Annotated in this window: 18 protein-coding genes; 10 read left to right on the top strand and 8 right to left on the bottom strand. The window is 34.4% G+C overall.

Features of this window, described 5'->3' with window-relative positions:
- Positions 1 to 160: 160 nt before the first annotated feature.
- Positions 161 to 721 carry a 30S ribosomal protein S16 gene (locus HGP29_RS16820; protein WP_168883595.1) on the bottom strand — a complete coding sequence of 187 codons (561 nt, stop codon included), beginning with the start codon at positions 719 to 721 and terminating at the stop codon, positions 161 to 163.
- A 323-nt stretch (positions 722 to 1044) separates the two neighbouring features.
- Here HGP29_RS16820 and HGP29_RS16815 point away from each other — a divergent pair, with 323 nt between their 5' ends.
- The 6 genes from HGP29_RS16815 (at position 1045) to gldD (ending at position 5823) form a co-directional block, all read left to right on the top strand.
- On the top strand, positions 1045 to 1668 hold the full coding sequence (locus HGP29_RS16815) for a rhomboid family intramembrane serine protease (RefSeq protein WP_168883594.1): 624 nt from the start codon (positions 1045 to 1047) through the stop codon (positions 1666 to 1668).
- Positions 1656 to 2177 (top strand): DUF2062 domain-containing protein, encoded by a 522-nt coding sequence (locus HGP29_RS16810; RefSeq protein WP_168883593.1) that lies wholly within the window; start codon positions 1656 to 1658, stop codon positions 2175 to 2177. Before HGP29_RS16815 ends, HGP29_RS16810 begins: the two co-directional genes overlap by 13 nt.
- A gap of 1 nt (position 2178) precedes the next feature.
- On the top strand, positions 2179 to 3234 hold the full coding sequence (gene mutY, locus HGP29_RS16805; protein ID WP_168883592.1) for an A/G-specific adenine glycosylase: 1056 nt from the start codon (positions 2179 to 2181) through the stop codon (positions 3232 to 3234).
- Between the two features lie 92 nt (positions 3235 to 3326).
- Entirely contained in the window at positions 3327 to 3806 is a 480-nt protein-coding gene (locus HGP29_RS16800; protein WP_168883591.1) for a single-stranded DNA-binding protein, read from the top strand.
- A gap of 26 nt (positions 3807 to 3832) precedes the next feature.
- Complete coding sequence (gldE, locus tag HGP29_RS16795) at positions 3833 to 5218, top strand: gliding motility-associated protein GldE (RefSeq protein WP_168883590.1); 1386 nt, start codon at positions 3833 to 3835, stop codon at positions 5216 to 5218.
- A complete protein-coding gene (gldD, locus tag HGP29_RS16790; RefSeq protein ID WP_168883589.1) occupies positions 5215 to 5823 on the top strand; it encodes a gliding motility lipoprotein GldD in 609 nt (202 codons plus the stop codon). The genes gldE and gldD overlap by 4 nt, the downstream gene beginning before the upstream one ends.
- Here the strand turns inward: gldD and HGP29_RS16785 are convergent.
- Positions 5820 to 6215: a response regulator gene (locus tag HGP29_RS16785; protein WP_168883588.1), complete on the bottom strand. Its 396-nt coding sequence runs from the start codon at positions 6213 to 6215 to the stop codon at positions 5820 to 5822. The two genes, gldD and HGP29_RS16785, sit on opposite strands and share 4 nt — an antisense overlap.
- A gap of 246 nt (positions 6216 to 6461) precedes the next feature.
- Between HGP29_RS16785 and HGP29_RS16780 the strand changes: the two genes are divergently transcribed.
- The gene (locus HGP29_RS16780; protein WP_168883587.1) at positions 6462 to 7127 is read left to right on the top strand and encodes a 2-C-methyl-D-erythritol 4-phosphate cytidylyltransferase; all 666 of its coding nucleotides are present in this window, start codon (positions 6462 to 6464) and stop codon (positions 7125 to 7127) included.
- 88 nt (positions 7128 to 7215) lie between these two features.
- Here HGP29_RS16780 and HGP29_RS16775 read toward each other — a convergent pair whose 3' ends face one another.
- From HGP29_RS16775 to HGP29_RS16765, 3 genes are all read right to left on the bottom strand, one after another.
- Positions 7216 to 7437, bottom strand: coding sequence for a DUF2795 domain-containing protein (locus HGP29_RS16775; protein ID WP_044211605.1), 222 nt, complete (start codon positions 7435 to 7437; stop codon positions 7216 to 7218).
- Positions 7438 to 7656: 219 nt separating this feature from the next.
- On the bottom strand, positions 7657 to 8322 hold the full coding sequence (locus tag HGP29_RS16770) for a hypothetical protein (protein ID WP_168883586.1): 666 nt from the start codon (positions 8320 to 8322) through the stop codon (positions 7657 to 7659).
- A gap of 566 nt (positions 8323 to 8888) precedes the next feature.
- Complete coding sequence (locus HGP29_RS16765) at positions 8889 to 11522, bottom strand: OmpA family protein (protein ID WP_168883585.1); 2634 nt, start codon at positions 11520 to 11522, stop codon at positions 8889 to 8891.
- A gap of 276 nt (positions 11523 to 11798) precedes the next feature.
- On the opposite strand from HGP29_RS16765, the gene HGP29_RS16760 reads away from it, so the two are divergent.
- The 3 genes from HGP29_RS16760 to HGP29_RS16750 all read left to right on the top strand — a co-directional run bounded on the left by HGP29_RS16760 (position 11799) and on the right by HGP29_RS16750 (position 16231).
- Positions 11799 to 12137, top strand: coding sequence for a hypothetical protein (locus tag HGP29_RS16760; RefSeq protein ID WP_168883584.1), 339 nt, complete (start codon positions 11799 to 11801; stop codon positions 12135 to 12137).
- Between the two features lie 105 nt (positions 12138 to 12242).
- Entirely contained in the window at positions 12243 to 13475 is a 1233-nt protein-coding gene (locus HGP29_RS16755; RefSeq protein WP_168883583.1) for a nucleoside recognition domain-containing protein, read from the top strand.
- Positions 13476 to 13588: 113 nt separating this feature from the next.
- Positions 13589 to 16231 carry a DUF5916 domain-containing protein gene (locus HGP29_RS16750; RefSeq protein ID WP_168883582.1) on the top strand — a complete coding sequence of 881 codons (2643 nt, stop codon included), beginning with the start codon at positions 13589 to 13591 and terminating at the stop codon, positions 16229 to 16231.
- A 3-nt stretch (positions 16232 to 16234) separates the two neighbouring features.
- Here the strand turns inward: HGP29_RS16750 and HGP29_RS16745 are convergent, their stop codons facing one another.
- From HGP29_RS16745 to HGP29_RS16735, 3 genes are all read right to left on the bottom strand, one after another.
- Positions 16235 to 17047, bottom strand: coding sequence for an alpha/beta fold hydrolase (locus HGP29_RS16745; RefSeq protein ID WP_168883581.1), 813 nt, complete (start codon positions 17045 to 17047; stop codon positions 16235 to 16237).
- 134 nt (positions 17048 to 17181) lie between these two features.
- A complete protein-coding gene (locus HGP29_RS16740) occupies positions 17182 to 17757 on the bottom strand; it encodes a 50S ribosomal protein L25/general stress protein Ctc (protein ID WP_168883580.1) in 576 nt (191 codons plus the stop codon).
- Between the two features lie 249 nt (positions 17758 to 18006).
- Complete coding sequence (locus HGP29_RS16735) at positions 18007 to 18930, bottom strand: ribose-phosphate pyrophosphokinase (RefSeq protein WP_168883579.1); 924 nt, start codon at positions 18928 to 18930, stop codon at positions 18007 to 18009.
- Positions 18931 to 19057: the final 127 nt, after the last annotated feature.

The raw sequence follows: 19057 nt of genomic DNA, 5'->3' as shown, positions 1-19057 counted from the left end.
AATAGAGTTCTTGTTTAAACAACAATTTAAAATTTATTAATAAAAAAAGTCCTACCCTGGGAGGAGTAGGACTATATATTTTCGATTTGGGGATTACGTAAACCTAGTTTACGGGGTAAATACAAGGGTATTCACCTTCGACTTAAGATTTTTGCTTGAATTACTCAGCAGATTCTTCTTCTTCTGATGATTCTTCAGCAGCCTCTTCTTCTGAAGCTTCAGCTTCTTTTTCAGCTTGAGCAGCAGCGGCAGCAGCAAGAGCTTCAGCCTCAGCTTTTTTCTCAGCTTCTTCAGCAGCTTTACGAGCAGCGATACCAGCTTCTAATTCAGCTTTAACAGCAGCCTCAGCAGCAGTTTTCTTAGCTTCTAACTCAGCAGCATATGCAGAAGATCTTTCTGACATCCAAGCGTCGAATTCTTGATCAGCTTGCTCTTGAGTTTTTGCACCTTTGATAACACCTACTTGTAAGTGTTTCTTGAACATTGCACCAGCTTTAGAAAGTACCATACGAGCAGTGTCAGTAGGCTGAGCACCATTCAATAACCACTTTGCAGCAGCTGCAGGATCAATATCAATTGTTGCAGGGTGAGTGTTAGGGTTGAAAGTACCTAATTTCTCGATAAAACGACCGTCACGTGGAGATCTTGAATCAGCTACTACTACGTTGTAGATAGGTCTTCTCTTACGACCACGACGTGCTAAACGGATTTTTACTGCCATTTTAAATAAGCATTTGTGTGTTGGAAAGGAACTCGTCCTTTGTGACACAGTTGAACATATGGGAAACGCGTTCCCTTTACAGCGTGCAAAGATAATATAACTAATTGAATTCTACTACCTAAACACGTAAATAAACAATAATCTAAACGGCGAATTGCTCTAATAGATGCAATTCTCAAGAATCTTAGTTCATAATAATTGTGTATGGAGAACAATATCACTCAGTAATTGTTAAATAAAATAACTCTGAATACTTACTTTTCTCTGATTCAATATTACTATCTTGCGTAGAATTATTATTAGAAAATTTTTCAAGAAAATAGATGTCACTAACACTTATTTTAATCGCTATCAATGTAGCTATAAGCTATTATGCATGGCAAAAACCAGATGTATTAAATAAACTTCTTATGCAGCCATATATGGTGCAAAAACAAAATCAGTGGTACAGGTTTATTACTTCTGCATTTGTACATGGAAGTTGGATGCATTTGTTCTTCAATATGTTTACTCTCTACTTCTTTGGGAGATATATTGAGTATTATTTTATGATTATCCTTGGTGATGAAACATTAGTAGCATTAGCTTACTTTAGTTTATTTTTATTAGGGGCAATTGTCGCGGATATCCCAACATTTATTCAACAAAGAAATAATTTTAACTATAGATCATTAGGTGCTTCTGGAGGTGTATCTTCAATCATCTTTGCTAGTATTCTATATTCCCCACTGAATGATATCTGTCTATACGGCATCTTATGTTTTCCAGGATTTATTTGGGGGGCAATATATTTGATCTATACACAATACCAAACGAATAATATAGACAGCAACGTAAACCACTCTGCCCACCTTTATGGTGCACTTTTTGGTATTTTGTTCGCTATTGTGATGGAACCTTCTGCCTTACCACAATTTATCCAACAAATTTCATCATGGGCATTCTAAAAGATATTCGCTTATCTGTTAAGCATCAAGTAACACATAGAATCTTGGTACCTATCCGTACATTATTAAGACAAGGAATGACTCCTAATGAATTGGCTTGGAGTGTAGGTGTCGGTATGCTTGTAGGATCATCTCCTATGTTGGGTTTATGTACTTGGATATGTATTATCATTGCATCTATTTTTAAACTAAATCAATTTGCAATTCAGGCGGCGAACTATGCTGTTTCTCCACTACAAGCATTTTTGATAATCCCATACATACAATTAGGTACTTTTATTTTTGGTTTAGAATCTAAAGGTATCACTTTAGAAAAAATACAAGCTGCCATTGATGAAAGTCTATTCAAAGGTTTGGAGGAAATAGGATTACTCATGTTACAAGGTGCAACTGCATGGCTATTAGTATCACTAATTGTAGTAGTCCCATTACAGAAAATTCTTCAAATCGCATTTAAGAGAATGCTCAAACGTATGAACCATCTTAATCAAACTGAAGTAACAGAATAATATGGAATTTGCCGATCGGCTCATCAATTGGTACGAGAAAAATAAACGAGACCTTCCTTGGAGACATACTACCGATCCTTATAAAATATGGTTATCGGAAATTATCCTTCAACAAACAAGAGTACAACAAGGATTACCTTATTATGAAAAGTTTGTAGCAAATTTTCCAACGGTAAAAGATTTTGCTGCAGCAGATATCGACAAAGTACTTCATTTATGGCAAGGGTTAGGATATTACTCTAGAGCCAGAAATATGCATATTGCTGCCAATGAAGTGATGGAAAAGTGGAACGGTCAATTTCCTGATAATTATAAAGATTTACTGACCTTAAAAGGGGTTGGTAAATATACAGCAGCAGCTATTGCATCATTTGGTTTTAAGGAAAAAGTCGCAACTGTAGATGGTAATGTCTATCGAGTATTATCAAGAATATTTGATATCGACCATGACATTGCATCTGGAAAAGGACAAAAAGTTTTTACTGAAGTAGCCAATGAATTGATTTCAGAAAGCTCACCAGATATATTCAATCAGGCATTAATGGAAATGGGAGCTATCCAATGTACTCCTAAAAGTCCTCGCTGTGAAGATTGTCCTTTTGTACAAGAATGTGAAGCTAGAATTAAGGATATCATCAGTATCAGACCTGTTAAGCTAAAAAAGGTAAAAGTAAGCAACCGTTATCTTCAGTATTTTGTGATCGAACATAATGACCGTTTTATCTTAAAGAAAAGAGCCGAAGGTGACATTTGGACAGGTTTATATGACTTTCCATTGTCAGAAACGGCAGATAAACCTACCGAGTTTTCAACAGGCATTATTCTTGAAAATACAGGATTAGAAATACATGAAAACACTATCTTTCATAAGAGTGAAACGTTTAAGCATTTGTTATCACACAGAAAGTTATTTATTGAGTTTTTTCATGTAAAATTGCAGACTCAAATTTCTATACCAGATAAACATACTGATTATCAGTGGATGGATATTGAGGAAATTAAATCGGTTGGGAAGCCGATCATTTTAGAGAATTATTTGACAAAATATATTTATTAAGTATTTTGGAATCAGAGAAGAAAATCTTTTCTGATCATTTCAAACAACTTAATGATTCATATTTTAATAATTAACAGAACCAAAACAAAAAAATGGCTGGAGTTAACAAAGTCATCTTAGTAGGAAACTTGGGTAGAGACCCAGAAGTGAGACATCTAGAAGGTGGTGCAAGTGTTGCCACATTCTCTCTTGCTACATCTGAAAGCTATACTGACAGAGACGGCAATAGACAAACACAAACTGAATGGCATAACATCGTTATGTGGAGAGGTTTAGCAACTATTGCTGAAAGATATTTAAAGAAAGGTAGTAAAATTTATCTTGAGGGTAAATTGACTACTCGTAGTTATGAAAAAGACGGAATCACTCGCTATGCTACCGAAGTAGTAGCTAGAGATATGGTGATGCTTGATAATAGACCTGAAGGACAAGTTGGTAATAATGCTTATGCTCCACCAACTGCAGCAGATGCTCCTAGCCAGGCTCAAGCGGCTTCTCCTGCACCTGCGGCAGCAGCAGCTACACCAGACTTGAGTGCCGCAGAAGGCAGCAACGACGATCTGCCTTTCTAAATGTTTTTTGAACTTAAACGAAATTCATGGAAGGTGATTTGTCACACCCAGTAATGCCACTATTAATGTTTTCACTCCAAAATGTACCTTGGGGTGCCGCATTAGTAGTGGTGCTTTTACTCATTTTATCGGGATTAATTTCTGGTTCCGAAGTAGCTTTCTTCTCTCTAACACCCGAACAAATAAAAGAATGTAGGGAAGGAGATGATGAGGTTGGTAAAAAAGTATTTAGTCTACTACAGACCCCACAACTACTATTAGCAACAATATTGATCTGTAATAACTTTGTCAATGTTGCAATAGTTATGATATCTACTTTCATCGCTTGGCAAGTAGCAGATGATATAGGTATTGCAAGAGATGGTGCAGAAATTTTTATCACACTAACCTTTGTTGTAACCGCATTGGTGGTATTTATCGGCGAAATTGTGCCAAAAATATATGCCACAAAGAATAGCCTAAATTTTGCCAGAAGAATGATTACCTTCTGGATTGTTTCTATAAAAGTCTGTAAACCATTGGCCTTGTTGCTTACTTCAATGGGTAATACCATGGAAAAAGCTTTGGCTAAAAGAAATTATAACCTTGAAGTATCCGTCAACGAAGTAGATCAGGCTGTAAGTTTAGCAACAGATAAAGTTGACGATAAAGCAAGTGAAATGTTGAAAGGCATTGTTCATTTTGGTTCAAAAACTGTGAAACAAATTATGGTTTCTAGAACTGATATGAATGCTTTAGACAAAGAAATCGACTTCCATGAGTTGATGGATCATATCAATAAAAATTCCTTTTCAAGACTTCCTGTGTATGAAGATACAATAGATTCTTTGGTGGGTATCCTATATATCAAAGATCTACTTCCATACTTGGATAAGAATGAACATTTCGAATGGAAAAGGATTATCAGAAAAGATATTTACTACGTTCCAGAGTCAAAAAAAATTGATGAACTCTTAAGAGATTTCCAAGAACGTAGGGTACATATGGCAATTATTGTCGATGAATACGGTGGTACCACAGGATTAGTAACTCTAGAAGATATTATCGAAGAAATTGTAGGTGATATTAACGATGAGTTTGACGGTGACCTTGTACAAGATTATGTCAGCCAAGATGCTAGCTTTAACCTAGATGGTAAAACATCATTAGTAGACTTTGAAAGATTAGCATTACTATCTCCTGATTATTTCGATAAAGTAAAAGGTGAAAGCGACTCCTTGGGAGGATTGATCCTTGAACTTTTACAAGAAATGCCTTCAACAGGAAAGAAAATAGACTATAGAGATATAACTTTTACGATTAAAGCTGTAGATAAAAAACGTATTAAAACAGTTCATGTTAAATTCAATGATGAACAACATATCAAACGTTTACAAGCTGAATTCGAAGAAGACGAAAAACAAACTTCATGAAAATAAATAATTTTTTAAGCTTACTTTTCATACCAGTAATATTATTCAGCTGCGGAAGCAGTACTGATCAAGCTTACTTACCAAAACCTAGAGGCTTTCATAGAATCGAAATGCCTAATCATGCATACTCTGATCAAGTCTTTAAAAACAAAGAATTAAAAGGGTATCCATACCAGTTTGAATTAGCAAGTAATGCTATTCTTGTACCTGACTCTTCATTTATGTCAGAACCTTATTGGGTAGAAGTAAAGTATCCTCAGTTTGATGCTACTGTAGATATCTCATATAAAAAGTTAGCTAATTTCGACTCTCTTGTAGGATATACAAACACATCTAATGTACTTACTTTTAAACACAATGTTCGAGCTACAGCCATTGACGAGTATAGTACCCAAACAAATAATGGATATGCTGCAGTGATGTATGAAATAGAAGGTGATGTACCAAGTCAGTTCCAGTTTTTTGTTACAGACTCCACAAAACACTTTTTCAGAGCTGCATTATACTTCCCTACGTCTACTCAGAATGATTCACTGGCTCCACTCATCGATTATGTTAAAGAAGACATGATACATATGATGAATACATTGAAGCTTAAAAATTAAAATTGATATCCTTCATCCAAGAGGTAACAAGCTACTTCTATTGTTTTTTTGAGATAGCTTAAGCAATGATCTCCTTTTACTACATAGTTAAAGATTCCCAAAGCCTGTAAGTCTGCAATTTGATTTACTTCTTCTTGTGCAGAAATAACAATCACTAGTGTTTCTTTTGATTGTTTACGAAGCGTATGGATAATCTGTTGACCCGAAATTTCTGGCATCATTAAATCAGTAACAATAATTTTTGCTGGTTCTTTCTCAAATGCTTCTAATAATTTAAAACCATTAGAAAAGAATTTTGCCTCAATATTCGGTAGCTTTTGTAATGCTAATTTCATCAACATATTTTCTGTTGTATTGTCTTCTATAAAGTAAATCAGGTGTGTTGAATTCATGGCTTTTAGGTTTGTAGATTCTGCTTTTAACTATCGCTTGGATTTTTCTAATGAATATTTCGAAAGTTGCAATATGGGTTACAAGTTCTATCAAATAAGGTGTAACTTTAATATAGTAAATCAGTGAGAATATACTTTTATAACACAATGTTATATATATGTATTCTTTGTTGGATTCCTTTTATTCAAGAGTAAATACAACTTTTTTTGTAGTATCACATCAATCATAGAAACATAATAAACAAAATGAAAAAATATAGCATAATCGTAGCCGGAGGAAGAGGAACAAGGATGGGCAGTGAAGTCCCTAAGCAGTTTCTTCTGATGAAAGGCCTTCCGATTTTAATGCATACTATCAATAAATTTCATCAAGCTGAAGACAATATTCAAATTATTATTACACTTCCTAAGGATCAAATACCTACTTGGAAATCATTAGTTGAGGAATATAGTTTCTCAACACCTCATCAAGTAGTTACTGGTGGAAATACACGTTTTCAGTCTGTAGATAATGCTTTACAATATATCCCTAACCAAGATTGTCTTATCGCAATTCATGATGGTGTTAGACCTTTAGTAGATACTTCGGTAATACAAAAAAGCTTTACTGAAGCTGCAAGTTTTGGTACAGCTATTCCAACAGTTGCCTTAAAAGAATCTATACGTTGGGTAGGAGAGAATGAAAATCGTACTGAAGATAGAAGTGAATATAGAATGGTACAAACACCACAAACATTCCGTTCAGATGTTATCTTCCCTGCCTTTGAGAATGATTATAGAGATATATTTACTGATGATGCTAGCGTTGCTGAGTTTTCAGGTCACTCCGTTCATCTTTTCGAAGGAAACTACGAAAATATCAAAATAACTACACCAGAAGATTTAAAGTTAGGAGAAGCTTTATTGAACTAGCCTCTTAAAAAAATAGAATATAAAAAAACTGCGGCTGTGTCTTAATATTAATGACACAGCCGCAGTTTTATATTATACCTTTTTGGGATTAATATTCGTCTTCGTTAAAGAAGAAGTCATCTTTTGTAGGGTAATCAGGCCAGATTTCTTCAATACTTTCGTATGGTTCGCCATCGTCCTCTAATTCTTGAAGATTTTCGATTACTTCTACTGGTGCACCTGTACGGTCAGAGTAGTCAATTAACTCATCTTTTGTTGCAGGCCATGGTGCATCTTCTAAATAAGAAGCTAATTCTAATGTCCAGTACATATTTATAATAGTTTTTTGTTAATACAAATTGGTCAATGAGACATAAAATTTAATTTATATCTCATTTTTGATTTTCTGCGAAAATACTAGTTTTTTTGAATTATTCAATAGTCAAAGAGACAATTAAAAATTTTATATAGTAGATTCAAGTTCCTATGTATCTACTATATAATACATCAAAAAGTTTCTAAAAAGCCTATTTTTTTGTTTCTACTAAGATTAATTAGCATAAACAATACGAGATTTATATACTCCATTTAAATCACATCCTTTGATTTCTAATGGAATAAAACCTGAACCTACTTTCTTATAATGCTTCTTTCTCCAAGAACCATCAGCTTTCTGTAGGTACATTGTCACTTCGACCTTTTGACCTTTAGGTGTAAAAACTTCTCCTTGTTTGAAATAAGTACCGATAGCATCTCCTTCACATTCTTTGAAAGGATATTTTTCAGTTACTCTGAATTTCGGATTCTTTCCTTTTTCTTCATGCTTCGCCTTTACTTGCTCAACACTTGGCATTTTCTTACCAGAATTGTAAGCATAATCAGCCAAAGCATAATAATTACCTGTGTAATCACATGAAGACAAGTCTAACTTGACAACTCCGCCTCCTTTTCTTTTGAATACTTGTTTCGTCCACGATCCGTTGTAATTTTGTAGATAAATATAGATATCTACGTATTCGTCTGGATTGGCAGAACGAACGATCCCTTCAATTAAATGTAAACCTCCTAATGGACAAGCTTTAGGAACATCTTGTTTAATTACAGTAAAAGTAGGTCTACCTCCTTGAGCAGCAATAGAAGTAGTGTTGTAATCAACAGTGAAAAGGCTGATGAATAATATCGGAATAATAGTAAGAGTATTAATAACAGTCTGCATAACTATTTTGGTGTTCAGGTAGTGCAAAGACTACCAAAATAACTTTTTCACTTTTATGTTTTCTCGAACGAGCTTTCTAATAAGAGAACGAATAAAAATTCGATTTATCTCATAAGATACTGAACAAATAACAAAATGTGTACTAAATTATTCACTTTACTTCAAAAAATACCAAAATCTATTTTTCTTTTTATTTTTTTGAAATATCAATCGAACTCACAACTTCACCTAACATTGAGTACTTAAACCAAAAAAGCACTTGATTTTATTTATCTAGCTATCAATTATTTACCAATCATTTGTAAACATTTGTTTACAAATGATGTTTTTTATTTTGTTTTGTTAAGTAAATGAATGTAAATTTGAGTTATCAAATAAAGAAAATAACTGTTGGTTCTAGCTACTTTCTACTATAAAAATATTTGTAGACAAAGGTCTACGTTGTTGTTTGTTCACCCTATTGGAAACGCTATTTTCTCATTGCTACTTTCTACTTAAACACATTTAGTTGACAAAAACATTGCTACTATTTACACCCTTACAAGGCACTTTATAAAGTGCCTTTTTTATTTTAATATAGTAAATACAACTCTGCGATTTTCCTGTCGACCCGAAGAAGTTGCATTACTACCCACTGGTCTTTCTTCTCCGTAACCATATGCATCTATTCTCGTTGGGTGTACTCCTTTAGATATCAGATACTCTTTTACAGCATTTGCTCTATTTTTCGACAGCTCTATGTTATATTCTTTTGAATCTACATTATCCGTATGGCCTTCAATGATTAAAATCCATAAATCATTTCGATTCATCATCGCAACCAATCGATCAAGATCAAAAAAGGATTCTTTACGGATATTAAAAGAGTTAGTATCGAAGTTTAAAGAATTCATGACGAAAGTAGCATCTTCTTCATCTGTTAAGTTTACCGTTTCCATGGCTGATAAACTAAAGTTCTTATCAGGGTCACTATCTTCTTTGATCTCAATACTACTACCAATGAGGTCATCATCGTCAACATAAACTACATAGTCCGTATCTGGAGGTAATGCTAATTGAAACTCTCCATTATCACCTGTATACTTTTCATGTACTTCAATACCGTCAGCTGTATTGATCTTAATTTTCACTTTTGAGATTCCTTCTCCATTTTTATCTACTACTTTACCGTGAGCAAACAACATAGGTAAAGGGCGTAGGTGTTCAGGAATTTCTAATTCATAAATATCATCACGACCATAGTTCACATCTCCTTTAGAGGAAACTACCAATGCCTTATTACCAGCTGAAGTAAGATAAAAAGCATCATCATCTACACCATTAACCGCAATTCCCATGTTAACCGGTTCACTCCATTCTGTCCATGAGTTAGGATTTAGTCGTTTTGACATAAAAATATCATAACCACCAAAGCCCGGATGGCCATCTGAACAAAAGTATAAGGTTTCTTTGTCAGGATGTAAATAAGGGTTCTTTTCTGCAAATGGTGTATTGATCACCTCACCTAAATTAACAGGCTCTCCCCAACTACCATCATCATTCTTAACACTAACATATATATCAGTATTAAATTCTCCTGCTCCATGGAAGTAAAGACCATCTTCTGGGTAATTAGGATTATATTCTCCAACTGCTCCTGGCCTATCTGAAGTAAAAAAAGCTACATCTCCATCTAAACTAAGGCTTAAACCTGATTCATAATAAGGTGTATTTATTGGATACTGAAAAACATTAACTGCACTCCAAGTACCATCTCTTTGTTTTTTTGAATAGTAAAAGTCTCCTTTTCCTAATCTGGACTCTGTACCTCTTACATATGAGAATTTTCTGAGCTTACTATAGTTACCATAAAGCAATAACGTCTGTCCATCACCACTGATACCCATAGGTACTTCGTGTGATTCTGTATTCACTTCAACTATTTCTTGAGCTAAAGACCAATTTCCATAAAAGTCTTTTTTAGAAACATAGACGTCTTCTCCAGATTTTGCAGTCTTTCTAGCAAAAAATAAATATTCCTCATCTAAGGTAATTACAGGCTGATATTCTCTAGCAACTGTATTAATCTTATTCCCTATATTTTTCAGTTCTCTAGGATTACTTGTATCACCAAGCGTTGTTATGATTCTATCAAAATAATTTTCTTGATCTGGAAAATATGATTTATACGTAGCGTATATATTCTTTACATATTCGTAATCTCCTTTTCTAAAAGCATCCTCTGTCATCTTCTTTACTGCAATCAGAGCAATGTCCATTGGAGCCATCTGTTTTACAAAACGATCGTATAATTCTGTATTTGCAGTATCACATCCTCTATCATGGATATTTAATTGACATAATATTTCGATAATACTAGTACCTTCTGCATCAGCAAATGCCTTGAGTTTTTTATAACCACCCGACTTATACATATTCGATGGAGAGAACCCATATTCTTTACCATAAAAAAGAGGAACAATCTTTTTTAATTCATCTTTTGAGTATAACTCTATGATATCCTTGCAATAACGTTCATACATATGACCGCTTCTGTTACCATATTGACGCAGCGATGTATTGTCTAAATACTCTTTTAATACACCTTTTCTAATTTCATTTACTTTTGGAATATATTTAGAATCAGGGTAGTCACTAATATAGTCTCCACATTGACGGATTAGTATCTCTCGCAAAGCAATTAATGTATCACCTTCCATAATTCTATTGTATACCTCTGTTCTATACAATTGATAGGTTGGACGACGATAAGGAGCTTGTTGAAGATAAGCATAGGCTTCTTGTTGAATTCTTGACGACAAATAACCCGTTACTTCATCACCTGCTACAGATAATGATTGTCTGATCATTAATTTATCTGATTCATCAAGATCTACATAACTTTCTGATGCTAGTACAGACCATTTATAGGCTTCGCGAAGGTCGGCAAAATACTCATCCATATTTTTGAATCGTATGATGTGCATTTCTTTCGCTTTTTTATCTACTACCTTCTCAAACAGTTGGTTGGCTAAAGCGAATTGTGAGAGCGTTGAATTGGGATTTTCCTTTAATGATGCTCGAAATGTATTAATGGATTCTTCGATTTCTCCATTAAAAATTTGAGCTATACCTTTTGACTCTATTTCAGTCTGTGCAGCGACACCACTTATTAACAGAACATAGTAAACAAAAAAGGTAATAAGACGTTTTAATATCATGAATTTACTAGATAGAGTATAATTAGTTTAATCCAACCTCTTTTTAATTGGTGTTTAAAATACAATTAAATTGAAAAATTTGAAGAAATTTATTTAATTTCATTGTACTATCCGAAGATTACAATGTAAAATATTTATAGAAATTACTATATTGTAACATTAATGAAGTTAATTTAAGAAACAATCGTTAACAAGTGAGTATTAACATGATTATTTAATTATAAAATTAATTATATAATCTCAACTATCAACACATTATACATAAGAATAGAGTATATGAGAACACTAACATTATTAGCAGTTGCGGGAGTTATTGTCCCATCTCTGCTATCACTTTTTCAAAACAGTAATCGTCTAACTTTAATAGAAAGAGTGATTAATGCATTAGCGAAACTTGTAAAAGTTTCGCTGGTTCTAGGTTTCGGATTAGGAGCCCTAGGACTTGGCAGTGCTATTGTCTATTACGGAAGCCCTCTCTTTGGATTAGCTACTAATCCTGAGACAATCGAAATCTCTGTTTGGGCACTACAATACTATGCACTTATCGGTGTAGTATTACCCATCCTAGGAATTGTAATAGGTTCAATGCTGACCAAACGTCAAGAATTAAAATAAAAACGTTTAAGACGAAATTTTAAGTCACTATGAGACATTCATAGTGACTTTTTTATTATATATTCGTTATACATTTTTTGATATTTACAATAATCATACGAATATATGGCCCTCAATTATATTTGGATATTTTTTATCATTGGAGCATTTGTTGTCGCACTCATCAATTGGATCTTCTTAGGGGATGCATCCACTTTTCAAGCTATAATTGAAAGTACATTTAGTATGTCAAAGACAGCATTTGATATCTCTATTGGGCTTACTGGCACACTTGCTCTTTGGATGGGCCTCATGAGTGTAGGAGAAAAAGGAGGTGCAGTACAAGTAATGTCAAAGTTAGTTGGGCCATTCTTTTCTCGAATCTTTCCAGATGTACCTAAAAATCACCCTGCCATCTCATCAATGATGATGAACTTTTCTGCAAATATGTTGGGCTTGGACAATGCAGCGACACCTCTCGGGTTAAAAGCAATGAAAGAGTTACAAGAATTAAATAAGAAAAAAGACACTGCATCAAACCCAATGATCATGTTTTTGGTACTTAACACATCAGGGTTAACACTAATTCCTATTACAGTTATGATGTACCGATCTGAACTGGGGGCTGCTTCTCCAACAGATGTATTCATACCTATTTTATTAGCTACTAGTATATCTTCTTTAGCAGGGTTACTAATTGTATCTATTTATCAAAAAATCAACCTTCTAGACAAAGTCATATTAGCATATTTAGGAGGATTAGTAGCCATTATTGCAGGTACAATTACTTTGTTCTATAACCTTTCTCCTGAACAAGCAAACGCTGTTTCTTCAGTAGCAGGTAATTTTATTTTACTATTTATCATTACCTCTTTTGTTGGTTTAGCAGCATACAAAAAAGTAAATGCATATGACGCATTTATTGAAGGTGCAAAAGAAGGTTTTAAAACAGCTGTAACTATTATTCCATATCTAGTAGCAATACTTGTAGCAATAGGTATGTTCAGGGCTTCTGGAGCATTGGATTTTATTATTGATGGGGTGAAATGGGTAGTACAAGACGGTGTCGGTATTGATGCAGCTTTTGTTGATGCCTTACCTGTGGCATTTATGAAACCATTAAGTGGCAGTGGAGCAAGAGGTGTAATGCTTGATATTATGAATGCTCAAGGAGCAGACTCTTTTGCTGGTAAGCTATCATCAATGATGCAAGGAGCTACAGATACAACATTTTATATCATTGCTGTATATTTTGGCTCAGTAAATATAAAGAAAACAAGGTATGCAATTACCTGTGGTTTAGTCGCCGATATTGCAGGAGTAATAGCTGCGATTTTTCTTGCTTATCTTTTCTTTTAAAAAGGTAAGCAAGACTTTCTATTTTCCCTTAAGATTCTTTACTTTTATCCCTAAGGCATTTAAGCCCTCTCATTCAATATCATACAATCCATTCTACTTACTTACACCTTCCATTGAAATCCTATCTAACATACTTTGTTCTTCTACTATTGTGTAGTTATGTTTCTTCTTTTGCTCAGGATAATATTGCTAGAAGAAGTTATACCACTCATTCACTCGAAAAAGGAAAAATCACTATCGATGGTTCTTTTGATGATGACGCATGGAACAATGTAGAGTGGGGTACCAACTTTACTCAAAGAGACCCTATTGATGGTGCACCACCTTCTCAGCAAACCGCTTTTAAGTTAATGTATGATGAAAAATACCTCTACATAGCAATCAAAGCATATGACTCTTCTCCAGATAGCATTGTTAAAAGAATGTCTAGAAGAGATGGTTTTGAAGGTGATTTTGTAGAAGTGAATATCGATTCATACCATGACCTTACCAATGCTTTTTCTTTTACTGTAAGTGCTTCTGGTGTTATAGGGGATGAAGCAATCAGTCAAGACGGTAATGATTGGGATAGCAATTGGGACGCTATTTGGTGGACAAAAACATCTGTTGATGCCGAAGGTTGGAATGCAGAAATACAAATTCCACTATCTCAATTGAGGTTTGCCAACAAAGAACACTTGACTTGGGGATTACAAGTTACTCGTCGTTTATTTAGAAAAAATGAAAGGTCATATTGGCAATATATTCCAAAAGATGCTTCAGGCTGGGTACATCATTTTGGAGAATTGGTTGGACTAAATGGAATCAAACCACAAAAACAACTTGAGGTTGCTCCTTATGTGTTAGGCAGAAATGACAGAGGGCCTAAAGAGGAAGGTAATCCATACCAAACAGGTTCTGAATATTCTATTAATGCAGGTGTAGATGGTAAAATAGGTATCACTAGTGATATTACTTTTGACTTCACTATTAATCCAGATTTTGGACAAGTAGAAGCAGATCCATCTCAGCTGAATTTATCTACATTTGAAATTTATCTTCAAGAAAGAAGACCTTTCTTTATAGAAGGAAGAAATACGCTTTCGTTTGATGCTACGAAATCAAGATCGGGAGGAAGCTTTTCGAGAGATAACCTTATATACACTAGGCGTATTGGTAAAAAACCAAGTTATTCTCCTTCTATTGATGAAGGACAATACATCGATGAACCTAAAGTTGTCCCTATTTTAGGTGCTTATAAATTAACAGGGAAAAATAAGAATGGATTTGCTTTTGGTATCATGCAGAACTTTACTGCTAAAACTGAGGCAGAAATCAGCACTAAAGGAGAAACTTCTAAAGAAACTGTTGAGCCTTTTACAAGCTATCTTGTAGCAAGGGCAACCCAAGATATTAACCAAGGTAATTCGGTTATTGGAATGGCTTTTACATCAACAAACCGGAATATCGAATCGGAATCATTAAACTTTTTACATACTAATGCATATAGTGGAGGTGTAGATATATTACATCAATGGAAAGATAGAACTTATTACCTTCAAGGTAATTTTATGGCTAGTTATGTAGAAGGTGACCCTACTGCCATTACAGAAACCCAAGAATCAGGTCGCCACTTTTTTCAGAGACCTGATGCTAATTATGTTTCTGTAGACACTACCGCTACTTCATTATTAGGAACAGGTGGTTATCTTAAATTTGGTAGAAGTGGAGGATCTCCAATACGTTATGAAGTGGGAGGTACTTGGAGGTCGCCTAAATTTGAGATCAATGATGTTGGCTTTATGAATTCGGCAGATATCATAGCCCAATGGTCTCGAATTGACTACCGTACCCTTCAACCAGTAGGCGTTTTTAGAAGTATCAATGCTGATTTACGTGAATACCTATACTACGATTATGGAGGTCGAGTGACTTACTTTGGTATTCACGGTGGATTTGATTTACAATTTCAGAACTTTTGGACTTTAAGTGGTGGTGGCGCCTTCCAAATTCACCGACTCAGTAACTTTAAACTAAGAGGTGGTCCCGCATTTCTAGATCCTGATAGAGAAGGATTCCGTTGGAATATAGAAAGTGATTCAAGAAAGAAGCTTTACTTTAACTTTGGTAATAGAAACAGAATTGCACATCAGAATAGTGGAAAGCAAATTGATGCATGGGTCGGTCTAACTTACAGACCCATCAATGCATTGGAAATTAGTATTTCTCCTTTCTTCGCCTATAATAGTGACGATGTACAATACGTTACTACAGAACAAAATGGTAGAGGTGATAATTATATTCTTGGTAGAATTGAACAACATACTACTGGTTTTACTTTAAGAGGTAACTTAATTCTTAGACCTAACCTATCGTTACAATACTATGCTCAACCTTTTGCATCAAGAGGTGATTATTATGATTTCAAAAGAGTGTCAAATACCCCAAAAGCAAAGAATTATCATGACAGGTTTCATCAATTCTCTACTGATGAGATCGAATATAACGATGCTTCAGAGGAATATACAGTTATTGATGAAAAGGGGAATTACTCTTTTGAAAAACCCGACTTCGATGTTACTGATTTCAACTCAAACTTTGTCTTAAGGTGGGAATACAAGCCTGGATGTACCTTCTTTGCTGTATGGTCTCAGAGTAGAGGAGATGTTGTTGAACCCTTCAGAGAATTCTCATTTTCAGAAATTGTCAATAATATTTTTGATACAGCTGTTAATGATGTATTTATTCTGAAAGCAACTTACCGTTTCAGAAAATAGTATTTAATTTTCAGACATCAGCTTACATAAATCCTCATCGATCAAAAGGTGACCTTTTTGTAGTTGAAAAAATCTTACATTATTTATTTTCTTAGAAAATTTTACAGCTCCATCTATTAATATCACTTCATCCCTTTCACCAAAATACATATCAACAGGTATTTTATTCTGATTTACTATGTCTGCTATTTTATTTAAGTCTGGCTTCATAAACCGAGACGAAGTAGCTGTTCCGAAAAATCTCCTCCTCTGTTTTTCTGTTTCAAAGTGATTCATAAAGAAGTCATAAAGAAACTTCGACAGTAGTCCTCTATTATAAATAAAACCTACTACTTTGAACATTAATTTTGGAAAACGCATCAGTATCATCATCAACTCTAAATACCAACGGGGCAATTTTGATACATCATAAAGGGTATGTGTCTTTAAACCATCCGATGCACAAAGAATCATTCGGTCTATCTGATCAGAATAATACTTCTGCACACAATACATTGTAATCTTTCCACCCATACTATATCCTAGAATAGAGAACCTTTCTTGATCATACTTCTTTAAAATAGAATCTATTATCTCTCGAATATTCCTAGAAGAAAAATGAGAAGGCTTCCATTCAGTATTACCATGATACGGCAATGAAAAGGAAACTAAAGTGTAATCATCTGTCCAAGCAGGGGCTATTTCTCTAAATAAGTTCACATTATCTCCAAACCCATGAAGGCAAATTAATAGCTTAGGTCCATTTCCTAATTGGAGACATTCAATATTACCGTTTTCTACTTCTATAAAATAAGTGGATGATTCTGAGGTTAGCATATAGTATTTAGTGAGTGAGTATTCACTTGTTATTTTACAAAAAAGATTGGAAATCAGCAAATAAGAAAAATTTTCAGACAAAAAAAGAGGTATTACCGGAGTAATACCTCTTCTCTGTATGATAAAGTTTATCACTACTCTGCTGCAGCGTCCATAGCTGAACGTAATGCTCTTGGAATAGCAATTGAACCTACCGTTACTGAATCGTTGTATAAGATTTCGTAATCTTTAGCTTCGATTGCACCAACACGAACTGATTTACCTAACTCTAAACCTTCGATAGATACCTCTACGTTCTCTGGCATGTTAGCAGGAAGTGCTTTAACTTTAATTTTTCTAAGTTTAGCAACTAACTTACCACCCATTTGCATACCTGGAGATGAACCAACGAATTTTACTGGAACTTCCATTTTGATTGGCTTGTTCTCATTTAATTCTAAGAAATCTGCATGCAATAACACCTCAGAGATTGGGTGTAATTGGTAGTCTTGGATAATTGCTGTTTTCTCAACACCTTCGATGTTGATGTTTACGAAACATACTTCAGGAGTATAAATAATATCCTTGAATAAGTACATTGGTACTGCAAAGTGAATTGGCTCTTCACCACCGTAGATTACACATGGAGCTAAACCTTCAGCTCTTAAGTCTTTAGCAGATTTTTTACCTAAAGTCTCACGCTTGTAACCAATGATTTCTACTGTTTTCATCGTAAATTTTAATTATAAAAGTAAAACATGTATAAACGCCTTGGTACTTGATCCTCCCTTTCTCGAAGGTAGATCCCATCCCAAAACATGTTAACTTAGATTCTCCTATTATGGAAAATCAGCGTGCAAAGGTAAACTATTTTTATTATAAAAGAAAAGATTATTAGTATCTTATTAACACAAAAAAGGCTATACCCCAACAAGTTATGTCAGAATATAGCCTTAAGAATATTGTTTCAGCTATTTTGTTTAGATAAACAAAGAACTGATTGATTCATGATCTTGAATCTTTCTGATTGCTTTTGCAAATAGTTCAGCAACAGAAAGTACGTGTACTTTTTCTCTGTTTTCTACAGGTAAAGTATCTGTAACTACTAATTCTTCTAATTTAGAAGCAGCTACTCTATCGTAAGCAGGACCTGATAATACACCATGTGTACAGATTGCTCTTACAGATTTAGCTCCTTTCTCCATAATGATTTCTGCAGCATTACATAAAGTACCTGCTGTATCTACTAAATCATCGATTAGAATAACGTTCTTATCTTTAACATCACCAATCACTTGCATTGAAGCTACTTCGTTTGCTCTCTCTCTGTGCTTATCACACATAACGATATCAGACTTGAAGTGCTTAGCATATGATCTTGCTCTTTTAGCACCTCCTACGTCTGGAGAAGCAAAAGTAAGATTATCAAGACCTAAGCTTTCAATGTAAGGAACAAAAATAGGTGATGATTGTAGGTGAACTACAGGAATATCGAAGAAACCTTGGATTTGGTCAGCATGCAATTCGCAAGTAACTACTCTCGTCGCACCAGATGCTGTTAAAAGATTTGCTATCAATTTAGCACCGATACCTACTCTTGGCTTGTCTTTTCTGTCCTGACGAGCATATCCAAAGTATGGAAGCAATACAGTAACAGTAGAAGCTGATGCTCTTTTTGCAGCATCAATTAGTAAAAGTAGTTCTAGTAGGTTGTCAGCTGGAGGACAAGTAGATTGGATGATAAATACATCGCAACCTCTTACTGATTCATTAAAGTGAGTTGAGATTTCGCCATCACTAAAGCGTTGTAGAACAACATCTCCTAAGGATTTACCATAAGAGTGTGCGATTTTGCTCGCGAGATACTCCGTTCCCGAAGCTGAAAAGATTTTAACTGAAGACATCAGTATATTATTTGTGGTACACTATCTAATGAATTCCAATACTTAAGGACAGAAGTAATGCCTCTGAACTTAAACATTCTTCGACTGCAAATTTAGAAGATTCATTTATAGTTTACCACTTCCTTTA

Source organism: Flammeovirga agarivorans, assembly GCF_012641475.1.
Taxonomy (GTDB): Bacteria; Bacteroidota; Bacteroidia; order Cytophagales; family Flammeovirgaceae; genus Flammeovirga; species Flammeovirga agarivorans.
This window is presented reverse-complemented; position numbering and strand designations above follow the sequence as displayed.

Excerpts from the sequence above, each read along its gene's own strand:
- HGP29_RS16745 (WP_168883581.1), bottom strand. The coding sequence starts at position 17,047 with ATGCTAACCTCAGAATCATCCACTTATTTTATAGAAGTAGAAAACGGT.
- HGP29_RS16740 (WP_168883580.1), bottom strand. The coding sequence starts at position 17,757 with ATGAAAACAGTAGAAATCATTGGTTACAAGCGTGAGACTTTAGGTAAA.
- HGP29_RS16800 (WP_168883591.1), top strand. The coding sequence starts at position 3,327 with ATGGCTGGAGTTAACAAAGTCATCTTAGTAGGAAACTTGGGTAGAGAC.
- HGP29_RS16770 (WP_168883586.1), bottom strand. The coding sequence starts at position 8,322 with ATGCAGACTGTTATTAATACTCTTACTATTATTCCGATATTATTCATC.
- HGP29_RS16785 (WP_168883588.1), bottom strand. The coding sequence starts at position 6,215 with ATGAATTCAACACACCTGATTTACTTTATAGAAGACAATACAACAGAA.
- gldE (WP_168883590.1), top strand. The coding sequence starts at position 3,833 with ATGGAAGGTGATTTGTCACACCCAGTAATGCCACTATTAATGTTTTCA.
- HGP29_RS16760 (WP_168883584.1), top strand. The coding sequence starts at position 11,799 with ATGAGAACACTAACATTATTAGCAGTTGCGGGAGTTATTGTCCCATCT.
- gldD (WP_168883589.1), top strand. The coding sequence starts at position 5,215 with ATGAAAATAAATAATTTTTTAAGCTTACTTTTCATACCAGTAATATTA.
- mutY (WP_168883592.1), top strand. The coding sequence starts at position 2,179 with ATGGAATTTGCCGATCGGCTCATCAATTGGTACGAGAAAAATAAACGA.
- HGP29_RS16820 (WP_168883595.1), bottom strand. The coding sequence starts at position 721 with ATGGCAGTAAAAATCCGTTTAGCACGTCGTGGTCGTAAGAGAAGACCT.
- HGP29_RS16765 (WP_168883585.1), bottom strand. The coding sequence starts at position 11,522 with ATGATATTAAAACGTCTTATTACCTTTTTTGTTTACTATGTTCTGTTA.
- HGP29_RS16810 (WP_168883593.1), top strand. The coding sequence starts at position 1,656 with ATGGGCATTCTAAAAGATATTCGCTTATCTGTTAAGCATCAAGTAACA.
- HGP29_RS16735 (WP_168883579.1), bottom strand. The coding sequence starts at position 18,930 with ATGTCTTCAGTTAAAATCTTTTCAGCTTCGGGAACGGAGTATCTCGCG.
- HGP29_RS16755 (WP_168883583.1), top strand. The coding sequence starts at position 12,243 with ATGGCCCTCAATTATATTTGGATATTTTTTATCATTGGAGCATTTGTT.
- HGP29_RS16780 (WP_168883587.1), top strand. The coding sequence starts at position 6,462 with ATGAAAAAATATAGCATAATCGTAGCCGGAGGAAGAGGAACAAGGATG.
- HGP29_RS16775 (WP_044211605.1), bottom strand. The coding sequence starts at position 7,437 with ATGTACTGGACATTAGAATTAGCTTCTTATTTAGAAGATGCACCATGG.
- HGP29_RS16815 (WP_168883594.1), top strand. The coding sequence starts at position 1,045 with ATGTCACTAACACTTATTTTAATCGCTATCAATGTAGCTATAAGCTAT.